Genomic DNA, 15957 nt, shown 5'->3' with positions numbered 1-15957 from the left:
ATGACGAACCTTCTTTCGATCATCACCTTCCTGCCGATCATCGCGGCGGGTATCCTGGCCCTGTTCCTGCGCGGCGAGGACGAAGACGCGCAACGCAACGCCAAGTGGCTGGCCCTGATCGCGACGACGGCGACCTTTCTGATCTCGCTCTTTGTGCTGGCCGGGTTCGATCCGGCCGATACCGGCTTCCAGTTCGTCGAGGATCATGCCTGGATCATGGGCCTGCGCTATCGGATGGGCGTGGATGGGATTTCGGTCCTGTTCGTGATGCTGACCACCTTCCTGATGCCGCTCACGATCCTGTCCACCTGGGACGTCAAGACGCGCGTCAAGGAATACATGATCGCCTTTCTGGTGCTGGAAGGGCTGATGATCGGCGTTTTCACCGCGCTGGACCTGATCCTGTTCTATCTGTTCTTCGAGGCAGGCCTGATCCCGATGTTCCTGATCATCGGCATCTGGGGCGGCGCGAACCGCATCTATGCGGCGTTCAAGTTCTTTCTCTACACCTTTCTCGGCTCGGTGCTGATGCTGGTCGCCATGGTCGCCATGGCCCGCACGGCGGGGACCACCGACATCGCGCAACTGCTGGCCTATGACTTTCCGTCCGAAACGATGCGGGTGCTGGGCTTTACCGTCGTCGGCGGAATGCAGACGCTGCTGTTCCTGGCCTTCTTTGCCAGCTTCGCGGTCAAGATGCCGATGTGGCCGGTCCATACCTGGCTGCCCGACGCCCACGTTCAGGCGCCGACCGCCGGGTCGGTGGTGCTGGCCGCGGTGCTGCTGAAGATGGGCGGCTATGGCTTCCTGCGCTTCAGCCTGCCGATGTTTCCGGTCGCCAGCGACCTGTTGCAGCCGCTGGTTTTCTGGATGTCGGCCATCGCCATCGTCTATACCTCGCTGGTGGCGCTGGCCCAGACCGACATGAAAAAGCTGATCGCCTATTCCTCGGTCGCGCATATGGGCTATGTGACCATGGGCGTCTTTGCCGCAAACCAGCAGGGGGTGGATGGGGCGATCTTCCAGATGCTGTCCCACGGCTTCATCTCGGGCGCGCTGTTTCTTCTGGTGGGGGTGATCTATGACCGGATGCACACGCGCGAAATCGACGCCTATGGCGGGCTGGTCAACCGGATGCCGGTCTATGCGCTGGTATTCATGTTCTTTACCATGGCCAATGTGGGCCTGCCGGGCACTTCGGGCTTTGTCGGGGAATTTCTGACGCTGCTGGGAGCCTTCAAGGCAAACACCTGGGTGGCCTTCGTGGCCGCGACCGGGGTGATCCTGTCGGCCGGCTATGCGCTTTATCTTTATCGCCGCGTCACCCTGGGCGCGCTTGTCAAGGAAAGCCTGCGCGGCATCGCCGACATGACCCCGCGCGAGAAATGGGTTTTCGTGCCGCTGATCGCGATGACCCTGTATCTGGGCATCTATCCACGCGCGGTGACCGACATCACTGGCCCCGCCGTCCAGGCGCTGCTGGTCGATTACAACGAGGCCCTGCCGCATGACGGACGCGACGGGCTGGCCGTGACCGCTCAGGCGGACACGGCTGATGCCAGCCATTGAGGAACGCATGATGACCGCGCTCGATTTTTCGACCATCCTGCCGGAACTTGCGCTGGCGATCTATGCGATGGCCGCACTGATGGCTGGGGCCTATTTCGGCAAGGACGCCATGGCACGCCCGATCCTGTGGACCACCGTCGTGGTGCTGCTGTTGGCGGGGCTGTATGTGGGGATGGCCGACCGTCCGGCGAATGTCGCCTTTTACGGCATGTTCATCGACGACGCCTTTGCCCGTTTCGCCAAGGTCACGGTCCTGATGTCCGCCGCTGCCGTTCTGGCAATGAGCGCCGATTACATGGACCGGCACCGGCTGCTGCGGTTCGAATATCCGATCCTGATCGCGCTGGCGTCGGTCGGCATGATGATGATGGTGTCGGCGGGCGATCTGCTGGCCCTGTATGTCGGACTGGAACTGCAATCGCTGGCCCTTTATGTCACGGCGGCCATGCTCCGCGACAGCGCCCGGTCGTCCGAGGCGGGGCTGAAGTATTTCGTGCTGGGGTCGCTGTCCTCGGGGATGCTGCTTTACGGCGCCTCGCTGGTATACGGCTTCTCGGGGACGACCAGCTTTGCGGGGATCGTGCAGACGGTGGTGGGCGGCCAGTTGTCGCTGGGCCTGTTGTTCGGTCTGGTTTTCCTGCTGGTCGGCCTGGCGTTCAAGGTGTCGGCCGTGCCCTTTCACATGTGGACGCCCGATGTCTACGAAGGCGCGCCCACGCCGGTCACGGCCTTTCTGGCCACCGCACCCAAGGTCGCCGCCATGGCGCTGATCGCGCGGCTGATGTTTGACGCCTTTGGCAACGTGCCGGGCGATTGGGGCCAGATCGTCGCGGCCCTGGCGGTGCTGTCGATGTTCCTGGGGTCGGTCGCGGGCATCGGACAGCGCAACATCAAGCGGCTGATGGCCTATTCGTCCATTGCCCATATGGGCTTTGCCCTGGTGGGACTGGCCGCCGGAACGGCCTTTGGCGTGCAGGCCATGCTGATCTATATGGCAATTTATGCGGTCATGAATGTCGGCACCTTTGCCTTCATCCTGTCGATGGAACGCGACGGCCGCCCGGTCAGCGACCTGGACAGCCTGAACCGCTTTGCCCAGGCCGAGCCGCTCAAGGCCTTTGCGGTGCTGTTCCTGATGTTCAGCATGGCCGGCGTGCCGCCGTTCCTGGGCTTTTTCGCCAAATATGGGGTGATCGCCGCAGCTATTCAGGCTGACATGGCGTGGCTTGCGGTTCTGACCGTGATCGCATCGGTCATCGGGGCGTTTTATTACCTGCGCATCGTCTATTACATGTTCTTCGGCGCCGAAACCGAGGTGGTGGAAAGCCGCATGGACGCCGTGCAGTATCTGGCCCTGATGGTGCCTGCCGCGCTGCTGCTGATCGGGGCCGTGTCGATGTGGGGCGTCGATACGGCGGCCGCCACGGCGGCAGAATCGCTGGTCGGGGCGCCTGTCGCCGAAGCCGCTGCTGCCGACGCCGTTGCCGCCGAAACGGCCGTCCTTGACTGACCGCCCCGCCGGTTCCTGGCCAGAGGGCGTGGCCTGCCGCGTCCTAGACGATGTGGACAGCACCAATGCCGAGGCGATGCGCAGCGCCCCTGGCCTGACCGGCCCCACCTGGATCATGGCCCGCCGGCAGACAGCGGGCCGTGGTCGCCGGGGCAGGGCCTGGGCCGATCCCCCCGGCAATTTCGCGGCCACGCTGCTGCTGCATCCGCAGGGCGGCCCGGCCGAGGCCGCACGGTATTCCTTTGTTGCGGCACTGGCGGTTCATGACGCGGTGCGCGCACTGTGCGGTCCCCATCCGATCCTGGCGCTGAAATGGCCGAACGACGTTCTGCTGAACGGCGGCAAACTGTCGGGAATCCTGCTTGAGGGCGTCGGATCCGGTTCGTCGATTCAGGCGCTTGCCATCGGCATCGGGATCAATCTGCTGACGGTGCCCGATACCTTGTCCGTGGAACCCGACGCGCTGCATCCCGTCAGCCTGCAGGGTGAAACGGGTCTGACCGTTACCCCCGACGAGATGTTGCCCGCACTTGCCACGGCCTTTGCCGACTGGCAGGCCCGGATGAAAGATGGCGGCTTTGATCCGATCCGGCGCGCCTGGCTGGCCCGCGCCGCCCGCTTGGGCGACACGATCACCGCGCGCACCGGCGCCACCCGGACTACCGGCCGCTTCGAGGGGATCGACGACAGCGGCGCCTTGATCCTGACCGGGCCGCGTGGACGGCAGGTCATTCCTGCGGCCGACATCTTTTTTACCGGAGCCTGAGCCATGCTTCTGTGCATCGACACCGGCAACACCAACACGGTGTTTTCCATCTGGAACGGCGACCGGTTCCTGGCGACCTGGCGCATCGCCACCGATCACCGGCGCACGGCGGACGAATATTTCGTCTGGCTGTCCACCCTTATTGCGGGACGCAAGTTCGGTCTGGACATCGACGCCTGCATCATCAGTTCAACCGCGCCGCGCGTGATGTTCAACCTGCGCGTCCTGTGCAGCCGATATTTTGACACCCGGCCGCTGGTGGTAGGAAAACCCGAATGCCTGCTGCCGGTGCCGCCGCGCGTCGATGCGGGCACGGTGGTCGGTCCCGACCGTCTGGTCAATACGGTCGGGGCCTTTGACCGGCACGGACCCGACCTGATCGTGGTGGATTTCGGCACTGCGACCACCTTTGATGTGGTCGATACCGACGGAGCCTATATCGGCGGCGTCATCGCGCCGGGGGTGAACCTGTCGCTCGAGGCGCTGCACATGGGCGCGGCCAGCCTTCCGCATGTCGATGTGACCCGCCCGGCCAGGGTGATCGGCACAAACACGGTGGCCTGCCTCCAGTCCGGGATATTCTGGGGCTATATCGGTCTTGTGGACGGGGTGGTGTCGCGGGTTCGCGCCGAACGCGACCGGCCCATGAAGGTCATTGCAACCGGGGGGCTTGCACCTTTGTTCGATCAGGGGTTTGACCTGTTCGACGCAATCGAGGACGATCTGACAATGCACGGGCTGCGGCTGATACACGATTACAACAAGGAGATGGGCAATGGCTGAACGCCTGATATATTTGCCGCTGGGCGGCGCAGGCGAAATCGGCATGAACGCCTATGTCTATGGCTATGGTCAGCCCGGACGCGAACGCCTGATCCTGGTCGATCTGGGCGTCACCTTTGGCGACATGGAGGCGAGCCCCGGCATCGACCTGATCATGCCCGACCTGACCTGGCTGGAACAGAACCGTAACCGGCTGGAGGCGATCTTCATCACCCACGGACACGAGGATCACCTGGGCGCCCTGGGCCATCTCTACGGGCGGCTGAACGTGCCGATCTATGCCCGGCCCTTCACCGGTGCCCTCGTGCGCCTCAAGCTGGAAGAAGCGGGCCATCCGGCCTCGGCGGTCACCATCACCGGCCCCCGCCCCGAGGTCACGCAGGTCGGCCCCTTTACCGTGCAGTTCGTGCCTGTCAGCCATTCCATCCCCGAAAGCGCGGCGCTTGTCATCGACACGCCAGCCGGCCGGATCGTGCATACCGGCGATTTCAAGCTGGACGGAACCCCGGTCGTGGGCGATCCCTTCGATCCGATCATCTGGCACGACATCGCGGCCGAGGGCCGGGGCGTCAAGGTTCTGACCTGCGACAGCACCAACATCTTTTCCACCCATCCCGGCCGGTCCGAGGCGGTGCTGGCCAATCCCATCCTGGAATGGGTGATGGCGCAGCGCAGCATGGTGGTCGCCACCACATTCGCCAGCAACATCGCCCGGCTCAAGACCCTGTCGGACGCTGCCATTGCCAGCGGCCGCAAGGTCTGCCTGCTGGGCCGCGCCATGCGCAAGATGGTGGCCGTCGGCATGGAAACCGGCGTGCTGACCGATTTCCCCGACACCATCGGCCCTGAAGAGGCCGCGGGCCTGCCGCGCCACCAGGTGATGCTGCTGGCAACCGGGTCTCAGGGCGAACGCCGCGCCGCCAGTGCGCAACTGTCGCGTGGCCGCTATCTGGGCCTGATGCTGAAGGAAGGCGACAGTTTCCTGTTCAGTTCCAAGACCATTCCGGGCAACGAACGCGCGGTGGGCCGCATCATGAACGCCCTCAGCGAACTGGGCGTGGATGTCTTTGACGCCGACGACGGGCTGTATCACGTTTCAGGCCACGCCAACCGTCCCGACATCGAGGCCCTGCACGAACTGCTCAAGCCCGATGTGGTCATTCCCATGCATGGCGAACACCTGCATCTGCGCGAACACGTCCTGCTTGCGCGGGGCAGGGGGATCGCGGCGGAAATCGCCACCAACGGTACCATGCTGGACCTGACGGGCGACACCCCCCGGATCGTCGATCAGGTCGAAACGGGCCGCCTGTATCTGGACGGCACCGTCCTTGTCGGGTCCATGGACGGCATCGCCCGCGACCGCATCCGCATGGCACTGAACGGCCACGCGCTTGTCAGCGTGATCGTGGACGAGGACGATAACGTCCTGCCCGATGCCTGGGTCGAACTGATGGGCCTGGCCGGGCGCACCCGCAGCGGCGAAGATCTGGCCGCCCATATCGAGGGCGAGTTGTCAGAGTTTCTGGAAGGCGCCGATGCCCGGGTTGTCCGCGACGACGCCAAGATGGACGAGGCCATCCGCCGCATTGCCCGCCAGGTCTCTATGGAGGAGATCGGCAAGAAGCCCGAGGTGACGGTCATCATCAGCCGGCTGATGGGGGAATAGGCCAGGGCAGGGGGCCTTGACCCGCCACGCGGGGCGGTGCAATCCCCCGGCCATGTCAGACATGATCAAACCCGCCTTCGATCCGAACCCGCCGCGCCGCAATTTCTATGGTCGGCGGCATGGCAAGACCCTGCGGCAAAGCCAGAAAGGATATCTGGCCGAGGATCTGGGCGATCTGCGACCGCGCGGCATCACCGTGCAGGATAACCCCGACCGCCATCCGATCGACCCGAGGGCGATCTTTGGCGACGACCGCCCGGTCTGGCTGGAGGTGGGCTTTGGCGGGGGCGAGCATATGGTTCACATGGCCGCACGATACCCCCGCATCGGCATCATCGGCTGCGAGCCGTTCATCAACGGGGTCGCCATGCTGCTGGGCAAGATCCGCAGCGCGGGGGTCAGCAATGTCAGCGTCCATCCGGGCGATGCGCGCGATCTGATGGACGTGCTGCCGGATGCGTCGATCAGCCGGGCCTTTCTCAATTATCCCGATCCCTGGCCCAAGGCCCGTCATCACCGCCGCCGCTTTGTGACCCCGGAACACCTGATCCCCCTGGCCCGGATCATGAAGCCCGGCGCCGAGTTTCGGGTGGCGACCGATATTCCCGACTACATGCGCCAGGCGCTGGAGGAGGTGCCGGCGGCAGGCTTCGACCTGCTGTCCGAAAGCCCCGCCGCATGGGACGATTGGCCCAGCACCCGCTACGAGCAAAAGGCCCTGCGCGAAGGTCGGGCGCCCCACTACGCAACCTTCCGGCGCCGGGATTGAGGCGCGTTGCAGAGGCCCGGCGGGCTACGAAAAAGCCCTTGTCACTGTCCATGGCCCCCCCTATACCGGCCAGCGGAGACGTGGCCGAGTGGTCGAAGGCACACCCCTGCTAAGGGTGCAGGCGGGAAACCGCCTCGAGGGTTCGAATCCCTTCGTCTCCGCCACTTGCCCTCGCGAAAGCGTTCTCCCGATCCGGCTGCGGCCGGATTTTTCCGTTGTTTTCGGGGGTTATGCCGGTGGGGCTGAGCACTGGCCTCGGTGCCAGACGGGCCGGAAGCGGTCTCTAGGGGCTGATATTCTCCGGACCTCATGACTGCGCCAATTTGGTGAATAGCTTGCAAGCATTTGGACTTGCGCGGTTTTTACGACGTAGGCTGAACACGTCGACGCCAGTGGCGTTCGTGAGATGGAACACAAATCGACCTTGGAGATGAGGCGCGCGAGCATGGCTGAAGCCGTGGCGGAGCCCCTCACGGCGCAATGGACTGTATGGCTTTTTTGACTTTCTGCTCTCGGTACAACTGGCTTACGGCAAGCTGCATGTGCTCAGACATAAGCGACTGATATTCGCACCACATCCACCACGCGCGCTCGTGGGACAAGGCGCTTGCTGGCTTTCCTCAGGTACTTCGCCCCAATGCAGAAGCCTCAGAAATCCCTACACACGGACTATGCTTTTCGAAGAGTTATTCGCGTTTCAGCCGCTACCGCGTTGCTCACATGATACCCATATCGCTTGAAAGTCTGTAACGGAATTAGTTCATCGATGCTCCATCCAATAGATACCGCCAAGTTTGCCAAGTGGGATGGAGTATCAGTGTCGTACCGAATTCCCCAATGGTCGTGGGGTTGTGCCCGACAATCAAAGTGTAGGGTGCTCCGGCTTTCATGAGGGCATTCACCGAGCGGAAGTTGGTCTTCATCCCTGCGAAGTATCTGTAGAGCAGCGACGGCACTACGTCACTGCTTGAGCTAAGATTAGTTGGACTCAGTCTGCCAGCACCTCGCAAGAGTGTGCTTCACAGCTGGACACCTTTCGTCAACGCGCCGTCGATCACCAGGTTGGTGCCGCTGGTGAAACTCGACGCGGGGCTCGCCAAGAACACTACGCCGCGGGCGATTTCCTTAGGTTTGGCCATGCGGCCCATTGGGTTCAGCGCCATCGCGGTCGCAAACAGTTCCGGGTTCCCGGTTTCGATCTGGTTCCAGATGCCGCCGTCAAAATATGTATTGCCCGGCGACACCGTGTTCGCCCGGATTCCCTTTGGCGCCAGTTTGTATGCCAAACCTTGGGAGTAATGCACTAAAGCTGCCTTGAACGCGCCATAGGCCGGGCCGGTGAAATCGATCTCACGACCCGAGACAGAGGAAATGAGTGTGATCGATGCAGCATCCGACGCCTCGAGCCACGGCTTGGCCGCGTTTACCATCCTCACGCAATGCATCATGTCGATCTCGAACCCGGCCTGCCAAGCGGCTTCGTCATCCGCCACGGCGAGCGCCGAGACGTTCCCGATCACGATGTCGATGCCACCCATCGCTTCGGCGCTGGCCGTCACCCATGCTTCAAGCGCAGCCTTATTCGACACATCGACAGCCGTGCCATGCGCACCAAGTTCCGCTGCAGCCGCTTTTACATCCGCCTCGGTGCGCGCACAGATCGCGACCTGCGCCCCCTCGTCTACGAGGATCTCGGCGCAACGCCTCCCGATCCCCTTGCTGCCGCCTGTCACCAGCGCTTTAAGGCCTTTCAGTCCAAGATCCATGCTGTTTTTCTCCCGCTGACTAACTTCACCTTACATAGCGCTTCGCGATGGACGCGCCTACCGAGTATTTTGGATCGACCACGTTGCCCAAGACCGTTACGCTGATATTCTGAAGGCCATCTCCTGTTTCCCTACATCCTGCCCCACAACTGGAGTCGTCAGGGCTTTCCCAGAAGATCCTTCAGAACCACATTGCCCAGCATGGCATCTGCCGAAGGCGCTTGAGCTTCTTCGGCCTCTACGGCTCCACCGCAGCGCTTGCCACCACGCTGACGCTGGCCACGGCCAATCGACTGCATCGGCATCGGATTCCCGCGCGGGAGGCACACCCGTTGGCAGGTAATCACAAACGACGGCATCGGCGCGCCGACGCTGACCGACATGGGGGCGAGTTTCGGCTTTGCCACCTGAGGCGCCCTGACCCTGTTTATTGCAGCCTCGCCCAATGGTAGTTCCGTAGGGGTGCGGGTGGTAGACGAGGTATCAGGCGCTGTGGTCGAGCATGAACAGCCGACCTACCAGCCAACACGCCGTTCCTGTCACCCCGGTTGTTCCTGAACACCGGGGCAGCAGCAGCGGCAGTCGCTTAGGATCGCTGGGGCGCCTATGCCTTCAATTCTATAGATTACACGACCGTAGATTTCAGAGATTGGGGGCCGTCCCTGAACCAACGCAACCGCTCGAGGGTCCTCGGGCTGATTTTCCCGCGTGCTGCTAGCTCCCTGTGATGCAAACAAGTTTCCTGCATCTTCGACTCCTTTCGCGCGCTGCATGGGCAGCACAACGAAGGCTTCAGAGAAAATTATATTAAAATGAGACATTTACCGGTCTGACAGTGGGTTTTTCTTGTTTGACCGCGCTCTGAGAAGGTTCGACCCCGGTCCCATCCTCTCTGCCACCATGATATGTGAATCTTGGGCAATGCCGCGTCTTTTGGGCCACGCGACGTGAACCCAGTCGTAAACCTGGAAAGCCGCTCTGGCGAGCCGCTGGACATCCTCGCCGCCACGCTGCTGGTCCGCCAGAGCCTGTGGGCGGTGTTGTGGTGGGCGGGTTTTCAAGGCATTGTCCGCCGCGCTTGCTGCTTGTGTAAAGGCCGACTGGCAAAATAGCCCGGCAAGATGATCCGGGCGGTATAGGAAAACGTTGCACCGAAAGCCGTAATACACATCCGACGGTCAGGCGCCGACAGCGAAAGGCATACCGCATGAAAGGCATGGCTGCGAAAGACATGGGCTGGGCGATCCCGGTCATGCGCGTCGGCTATCTGGGCCGGGGGCTTGTCTATCTGGCCGTCGCCGGCATCTCTCTTTATTCGATCTGGCGGGGCGGTCAGGCGCAGGACACGTCTTCGGCCCTCGGCTGGCTCGAGAACACCTGGGGCGGAGGGATGGTCCTGTTCCTTATCCTGCTTGGAATGCTGGCCTATGCCATCTGGCGTGTTGTCGATGCCGCCTTTGACCTCGAGGACTACGGCACCGATGGAAAGGGCATCATTGCCCGCATCGGGATGGTCGTGACCGGCGGCATCCACCTGGGGATCGGCATGCTTGCCTTTTCCCTGCTGTTCAGCAGCAGCGGCGGGTCAGACGGCTCCAGCATCCCTCGCCATGTGGGACAGGTCATGGAATGGCCGGGCGGCCGCTGGATCATCGGCCTTGTTGCCGTTCTGATCCTGGGGGCGGGCGGATACTATCTGCGACAGGGCTGGAAGGGCGAGTTCCGCAAACATCTGCGGGCCAACCGCTTCACGCGCCGCTGGAGCCCGGTCCTGCAGGCGGGGGTAATGGCGCATGGCCTCGTCATCGGGGTGATCGGCTGGCTGTTCCTGTTCGCCGCCTGGCGCGCCGATCCGCAGGAGGCGGGCGGCGTGGGCGAGGCCTTTTCCTGGCTTTCCAGCCAGGCCTACGGTCGCTTCCTTGTTGTCGCCGTCTGCCTGGGACTGGCGGGGTTCGCGATCTTCTGCTTTGTCAATGCCGCCTACCGGATCGTTCCCAAGGCCTCGGAACCCGACCTTCACAGCCTGGCCGACCGGGTCATGGGATGAACCGCGTGGGAATATCTTTGTTTGGCCTTTCCCGCCCCTTTTGAGTCAGACGGCAGGCCGGCGGTGGCGCGTTGCCTGCTCGTATGCATAAGCCTGGTTCAGCAGTTCGGCTTCCGACCATTGCAAGCCCAGGAAGATCAGGCCAAAGGGCGCCCCCGAAGCGTAATATCCGGCAGGAACCGTAATACCTGGAATACCTGCAATGTTTAATTCCCCCACGGTGGTTTCGCGGATCGCCTCTCCAGAATGCACGCGGGGAAGTTCATTCAGCATTTGAGGATATACCAGGCCGTCCAGATTGTGCTGCGCGAAGACAAGTTCCAGCAGCTCCAAGTACTGTCGTTTCAGCTCGGTGAAGGCGGGCAGGGCAGGAGGTGTTTCGGGATCGGCAAGGCAAGGCGCAAAATCCGGCAGTTCGTGCAAATAGCCAAGGATCGCGCCCTTTGCCAAAACATCCTCGGAGGCCGTGGCATCGACAAAATCTCTCCAAGATTTCAGCGCGGCGTCTGGCCCAAGGCGATGCAGGTAGCAGGTCATGTCATAGGGCAACGATTCAAGGCCGCGCCCGTCGAAGAACGGTGTTCCAGGCGTGATCTGGCGCAGACTTGCAAAATCTGTTCCGGCGAAAGGATCCGGGATCAAGATCGCACCCGCTGCCGTCAGTTCGCGCTTTGCGCGTTCATAAAGCTGCATGGCCTCGTCAGACAGGATGTCCGGTCGCCAGCCAGGACCATACAGCCCCAGTCGCTTGCCCCGCAGCCCGTCGGGTGACAATCCTGCTGCATAGCCGCCTGCCGGAACCTTTCCGACAGAGGCCAGTGTCTTCGGGTCCTCGGTCGTGAAGCCTGCCAGCAGGGTCAGGCATTCGGCGGCATCCGCCACCGTGCGCGCAACAGGCCCTACAACGTCGCGGTTGGCTGACAGCGGGACGACGCCGGCATTGGGCACCAGACCGATGGTCGGCTTGATTCCCACCAGAGCCTGCGCCGAGGCTGGGTTCTGGATGGAGCCACCGGTTTCTTCGGCCAGGCCGACGACCGCCATATGTGCGGCGACAGCAGCCGCAGAGCCTGCGCTGGAACCTCCTGGCACACGGTCAGGCGCGGCCGGATTAATCGTCGGACCTGCCCAGCTGTCATCGGCATGTGTTCCGGTCCAACTCAGGATCGGCACATTGGTCTTGCCGATGATCACGGCATCGGCGGCGCGCATGCGCGCCACCACGGGGCTGTCGCGTTGCGGCATCAGGTCGATGCCTCCGGTAGCCGAATTGAGAAGCCGCCAGCCTGCGGTGGACGGAAAGCCCACCATGTCCATCGGATCCTTAACCACGATGGGAACGCCCGCCAAGGCACCCACAGGCTTGCCTGCGGAAATCCGGCGGTCGATGTCGCGGGCCGTTTCCAACGCCGCGTCGTTTGCGAAGATGACCGCGTTATAGATGCCGTTCGTCGCCTGCATCTGCGCGATGGCCGCTGATATCAGTTCCTCGGCGGTAAAGGCTCCGCTGGCCAGACCTTTGCGAATCCCGGTGACCGTCAGGTCACCCAAAGGGGGAAGTGTGTCTTTCATCGGGCGGTCCCGGCAATGGATTTAAGGACCGATGCGCCGACCGTGTATTTCGGGTCAACCATGTTGCCCAGCCGGATGCGACCGCACTGGGTCAGCAGCATATAGGCGTCGATCTCGTCAAAGCCGAAATCGGCCGCCATCCACCGGATCAACTCTCGATAGGCGCCGCGGGCGGCATCTTCCATCGGGCGCGAAGAGCCGATGGTCATGTAGAATCTTTCGTTCTCCAGCCGCGGTGTCTTGATCGTCCAGCCTTTGATCAGGTCCACGCGCACGGTCGTGACCGTAGGATGTTCGATCGCGACCCCGCACAGTTCTCCATCGCCCTGTGCGGCATGACAGTCGCCCAGGAACAGGAACCCGCCCTCGGTCTGGACAGGCAGATAGATCACCGCGCCGGGGGCTACGTCCGGCAGGTCCATGTTGCCGCCGTAATAGTCGGGCACCAGCGAGGAGATCGCCTCGATCTGCGGGGCGGTGCCGATCGTGCCGATAAAGGGCTCGTAAGGCAGGGTGATGCGGTCGTTCCAAACGGTGCCTTCCTCGGCCGTAACATGCAGCTTGCGCACGCGTTCGGGCAGGGGTGCCGTCAGCAGGGCTGTGTCTGCCGTCGGGACCAGGCCGCCGAACTCGGGCATGATAACGGTCGTGCCCCGGGGTTGGGAGCCGCGCGGGACGATGCTGTCAATATGGACGGCAATGGTGTCGCCTTTTTCCGCGCCGTTAATCCAGACCGGCCCATTCTGCGGATTGAGGAACGGAAAGTTCAGCTTCTCGGTGGGTTTGTCCGATTCCGAGGTGATCGCGCCCTCGAAAGCGTCATGGGTCTCGCAAGTCAGGACCGTGCCGGGGTCGATCCTGAGTACCGGCGGGATCGCTGCGCTGTAGACGTAGTGATACTTGCCCTGCTGGGCCTCGGTCAGCGAGGCTTCGGCCCGTGCCTCTCCCTTGGCGACGGCCTTGCGGGCCATGATGGAATCTTCGAACCAGCTCATGTGAATACCTTTCTTGGATAGAAGTCAGACGGACAGATAGCTGCGGATGAGGGCCTGATCGTCCAGGTCGGCACGGGTCAGCGCGGTGGTGATGCGACCCTTGTCCATGACATAGCAGCGCTGCGCCATGGCGCGGATCATATCGATATTCTGTTCGACGAAGACCACCCCAAGGCCGGATTTCGCGTTCAGGTCCACCATGATCCTGGCGATCGACTGGACGATGTTCGGCTGAATGCCTTCCGAGGGTTCGTCCAGCAGGACGAGCGAGGGCCCGCCCATCAGCACCCGACCGATGGCAAGTTGCTGCTGCTGGCCGCCCGACAGGGTGCCGGCTCGTTGGCTGGCGCGTTCCTGAAGAATGGGGAAGTAGTGATAGACCTCCTCGATCTTGCCATCCAGCTTGCGGCCAGAGATCGACTGGCCGACCATCAGGTTCTCTAGCACGGTCATGCGGGGGAAGACATCGCGTCCCTGCGGGACATAACCGATGCCAAGGCGTGCGCGGCGATGCGCCGATAGACCGTCTACCTGTTGGCCCCTTATCCGGATTGACCCCCGCTGGATTGGCAAGAGCCCGATCAGCGTCTTCATCAGTGTGGACTTGCCGACACCATTGCGGCCAATGATCGCGACAATCTCGCCTTCGTTCACCTCGATATCGACGCCTTGCAGAACTGGCTTGCCGCCATACCCGCCATTAAGAGCAGATGTTTGCAAAAGGGGTTCAGGCATCGACCTCTCCCAGATAGATCTTGGCGACACGGGGATCGGCGGTGATGTCGTTGATGCTGCCCTGCGCAAACACCTTGCCCAGATGCAGCACGGTCACCCGGTGGGCGATCTGGCGCACGAAGGCCATGTCATGCTCGACCGCCAAAACCGTCATGCCGGCTGCGTTCAGCCGATGCAGCATCTCGCCCGTGGCATGGGTTTCGTCGGGTGTCATTCCCGCAGTCGGTTCATCAAGCAGCAACAGCCGCGGCTTCAGGGCAATCGCCATCCCGATCTCTAGCCACTGCTTCTGGCCGTGGCTGAGGTTGCCAGCAAGTTGGGCGTGATCCTGCGACAGCTTCAGAAACTCCAGCAGTCGGTCCACCTCCTCGGCCAGATTTCCCGATGGGACATGGTGCTGCAGGGCAATGACAAGGTTCTGGCGAGTGGTCAGTTCCTTGAAGATGCCCGGTACCTGGAACTTGACGCTGATGCCCTTGCGGATGCGCTGGAAAGATTTGGTACGGGTGATGTCTTCGTCAGAAAACAGGATCTGGCCGCTGTCGGGGTGATGCTCGCCCAGAATAAGGCGGAAGAAGGTGCTTTTGCCTGCACCGTTCGGACCAATCAGGCAATGCATTTCACCAGGCTGGAGGGTGAAATCAATGTTGCCGGTGACATGCAGGCCGCCGAAATGCTTGTTCAGCTTGCGGGTTTCCAGAATGGCCATCAGCGGGTGTCCTTTCTGCGAATCAGGCGGCTTGAAGCATCCGCGACGCCCATCACAATGCCGCGTGGGGCAACCAGGACGGTCACGACCAGCAGGATGCCCATGACGACCAGGGCATACTGGCTGCCGTGGATTGTCAGCCGCTGGAACACGATCAGCACTGCCAGGGTGCCCACAAGCGTCGTCGTCAGGTCGCCGCGCCCCCCGACTGCGACCCAGACGATGGGCAGCGCGGCGGCGGTCATCCCCATCGAGGCGGGTGTGATGTAGTTCCCCCAGGACGTGTAAAGCACCCCTGACAGCCCCGCCAAGGCTGACCCGATGACAAACCCGCCCAGTTGGAACTTTCGAATGTCATAGCCCAGCATCTCGGCCCTCTGCGGATTTTCGCGGATCGCGACCAGAACGTTGCCGAAGCGCGAGTTGACCAGCATGCGCAGGGCCAGATAGATCACCACCAGAAGCGCAAGCGTCAGGTAGTACAGCGGCAGATCTGGAAACAGCACGATGCTCCCGCCCGGCCAGGGGATCGTCAGCGAAGGCATGCCCCCCATGCCGTTGAACCCGTTCAGCCGCGCCGAGCCGATGGCCCACTGTGGGCCGGCGGTCTGCGCCATGAAGCGTTCCAGCACCAGCGTCACCGAAAGCGATACGATGCCCAAAAACACGCCGTTGATGCGTCCGAAGAACAGAAAATAACCCAGCACAGCGGCAAAGAGTGCGCTAAACCCTACCGCTATCAGAGTTGACAGCAGGGTCAGTCCATAGGCATCGCCCAGGTTGATCGTCAGGACGCCATAGCAATAGCCCGCGACACCGAAGAACGCCGTCTGTCCGAAGCTCAGCGATCCCCCATAGCCCCAGATCAGCGAGAGGCCCATGGCCATGAACAACCAGTTGAAGAAATAGACGTTGTTGCCGACATCGTAGCTGTCGGCGAACATCGGATAGGCGCAGGCGCCAGCCAGGACGATGGCAAAGCCCATCCAGAATTTCGGGCCGCGGCCGATGGTCTGCGGCCCTTCGATCAGGCGGAGAGCCGCGCGCAACCGAGAGTGGTCGGCCAT

Annotated in this window: 14 protein-coding genes and 1 tRNA gene; 8 read left to right on the top strand and 7 right to left on the bottom strand. The window is 62.4% G+C overall.

All coding sequences use genetic code 11. From position 1 onward, the window contains the following. The 7 genes from EYE42_RS02870 (at nt 1) to EYE42_RS02840 (ending at nt 7230) form a co-directional block, all read left to right on the top strand. On the top strand, nt 1-1569 hold the full coding sequence (locus EYE42_RS02870; RefSeq protein ID WP_130989772.1) for an NADH-quinone oxidoreductase subunit M: 1569 nt from the start codon (nt 1-3) through the stop codon (nt 1567-1569). Between the two features lie 10 nt (nt 1570-1579). Continuing rightward, the gene (gene nuoN, locus EYE42_RS02865; protein WP_130989850.1) at nt 1580-3079 is read left to right on the top strand and encodes an NADH-quinone oxidoreductase subunit NuoN; all 1500 of its coding nucleotides are present in this window, start codon (nt 1580-1582) and stop codon (nt 3077-3079) included. Further along, nucleotides 3072-3845: a biotin--[acetyl-CoA-carboxylase] ligase gene (locus EYE42_RS02860; protein WP_246020560.1), complete on the top strand. Its 774-nt coding sequence runs from the start codon at nt 3072-3074 to the stop codon at nt 3843-3845. Before nuoN ends, EYE42_RS02860 begins: the two co-directional genes overlap by 8 nt. Before the next feature lie 3 nt (nt 3846-3848). Continuing rightward, a complete protein-coding gene (locus EYE42_RS02855; RefSeq protein ID WP_130989771.1) occupies nt 3849-4628 on the top strand; it encodes a type III pantothenate kinase in 780 nt (259 codons plus the stop codon). Further along, nucleotides 4621-6297 (top strand): ribonuclease J, encoded by a 1677-nt coding sequence (locus tag EYE42_RS02850; RefSeq protein WP_130989770.1) that lies wholly within the window; start codon nt 4621-4623, stop codon nt 6295-6297. Before EYE42_RS02855 ends, EYE42_RS02850 begins: the two co-directional genes overlap by 8 nt. A 61-nt stretch (nt 6298-6358) precedes the next feature. Continuing rightward, on the top strand, nt 6359-7066 hold the full coding sequence (gene trmB, locus EYE42_RS02845) for a tRNA (guanine(46)-N(7))-methyltransferase TrmB (RefSeq protein ID WP_170309485.1): 708 nt from the start codon (nt 6359-6361) through the stop codon (nt 7064-7066). A gap of 74 nt (nt 7067-7140) precedes the next feature. Beyond that, nucleotides 7141-7230 (top strand) — tRNA-Ser (locus tag EYE42_RS02840). Between the two features lie 855 nt (nt 7231-8085). On the opposite strand, the gene EYE42_RS02835 is transcribed toward EYE42_RS02840, so the two are convergent. Further along, nucleotides 8086-8832, bottom strand: coding sequence for an SDR family NAD(P)-dependent oxidoreductase (locus tag EYE42_RS02835; RefSeq protein ID WP_130989768.1), 747 nt, complete (start codon nt 8830-8832; stop codon nt 8086-8088). Between the two features lie 158 nt (nt 8833-8990). Continuing rightward, nucleotides 8991-9239 carry a hypothetical protein gene (locus EYE42_RS16095; RefSeq protein WP_170309484.1) on the bottom strand — a complete coding sequence of 83 codons (249 nt, stop codon included), beginning with the start codon at nt 9237-9239 and terminating at the stop codon, nt 8991-8993. 800 nt (nt 9240-10039) lie between these two features. On the opposite strand from EYE42_RS16095, the gene EYE42_RS02820 reads away from it, so the two are divergent. After that, complete coding sequence (locus tag EYE42_RS02820; RefSeq protein ID WP_246020559.1) at nt 10040-10879, top strand: DUF1206 domain-containing protein; 840 nt, start codon at nt 10040-10042, stop codon at nt 10877-10879. 45 nt (nt 10880-10924) lie between these two features. Here the strand turns inward: EYE42_RS02820 and EYE42_RS02815 are convergent, their stop codons facing one another. Genes EYE42_RS02815 through EYE42_RS02795 form a run of 5 tightly spaced genes read right to left on the bottom strand, consistent with a single transcriptional unit; the run spans nt 10925 to nt 15957 of the window. After that, nucleotides 10925-12451 (bottom strand): amidase, encoded by a 1527-nt coding sequence (locus EYE42_RS02815; protein WP_130989767.1) that lies wholly within the window; start codon nt 12449-12451, stop codon nt 10925-10927. Continuing rightward, nucleotides 12448-13446: an acetamidase/formamidase family protein gene (locus EYE42_RS02810; protein WP_130989766.1), complete on the bottom strand. Its 999-nt coding sequence runs from the start codon at nt 13444-13446 to the stop codon at nt 12448-12450. Before EYE42_RS02810 ends, EYE42_RS02815 begins: the two co-directional genes overlap by 4 nt. 24 nt (nt 13447-13470) lie before the next feature. After that, nucleotides 13471-14181, bottom strand: coding sequence for an ABC transporter ATP-binding protein (locus tag EYE42_RS02805; protein ID WP_130989765.1), 711 nt, complete (start codon nt 14179-14181; stop codon nt 13471-13473). After that, nucleotides 14174-14890 carry an ABC transporter ATP-binding protein gene (locus EYE42_RS02800; RefSeq protein ID WP_130989764.1) on the bottom strand — a complete coding sequence of 239 codons (717 nt, stop codon included), beginning with the start codon at nt 14888-14890 and terminating at the stop codon, nt 14174-14176. Before EYE42_RS02800 ends, EYE42_RS02805 begins: the two co-directional genes overlap by 8 nt. Beyond that, on the bottom strand, nt 14890-15957 hold the full coding sequence (locus EYE42_RS02795) for an ABC transporter permease subunit (protein ID WP_130989763.1): 1068 nt from the start codon (nt 15955-15957) through the stop codon (nt 14890-14892). Before EYE42_RS02795 ends, EYE42_RS02800 begins: the two co-directional genes overlap by 1 nt.

Origin of the sequence: Paracoccus subflavus, assembly GCF_004310345.1 — a bacterium.
Lineage (GTDB): Bacteria > Pseudomonadota > Alphaproteobacteria > Rhodobacterales > Rhodobacteraceae > Paracoccus > Paracoccus subflavus.
Note: the sequence above shows the minus strand (reverse complement) of the source record. Positions and strands in the feature narration are given on the sequence as shown.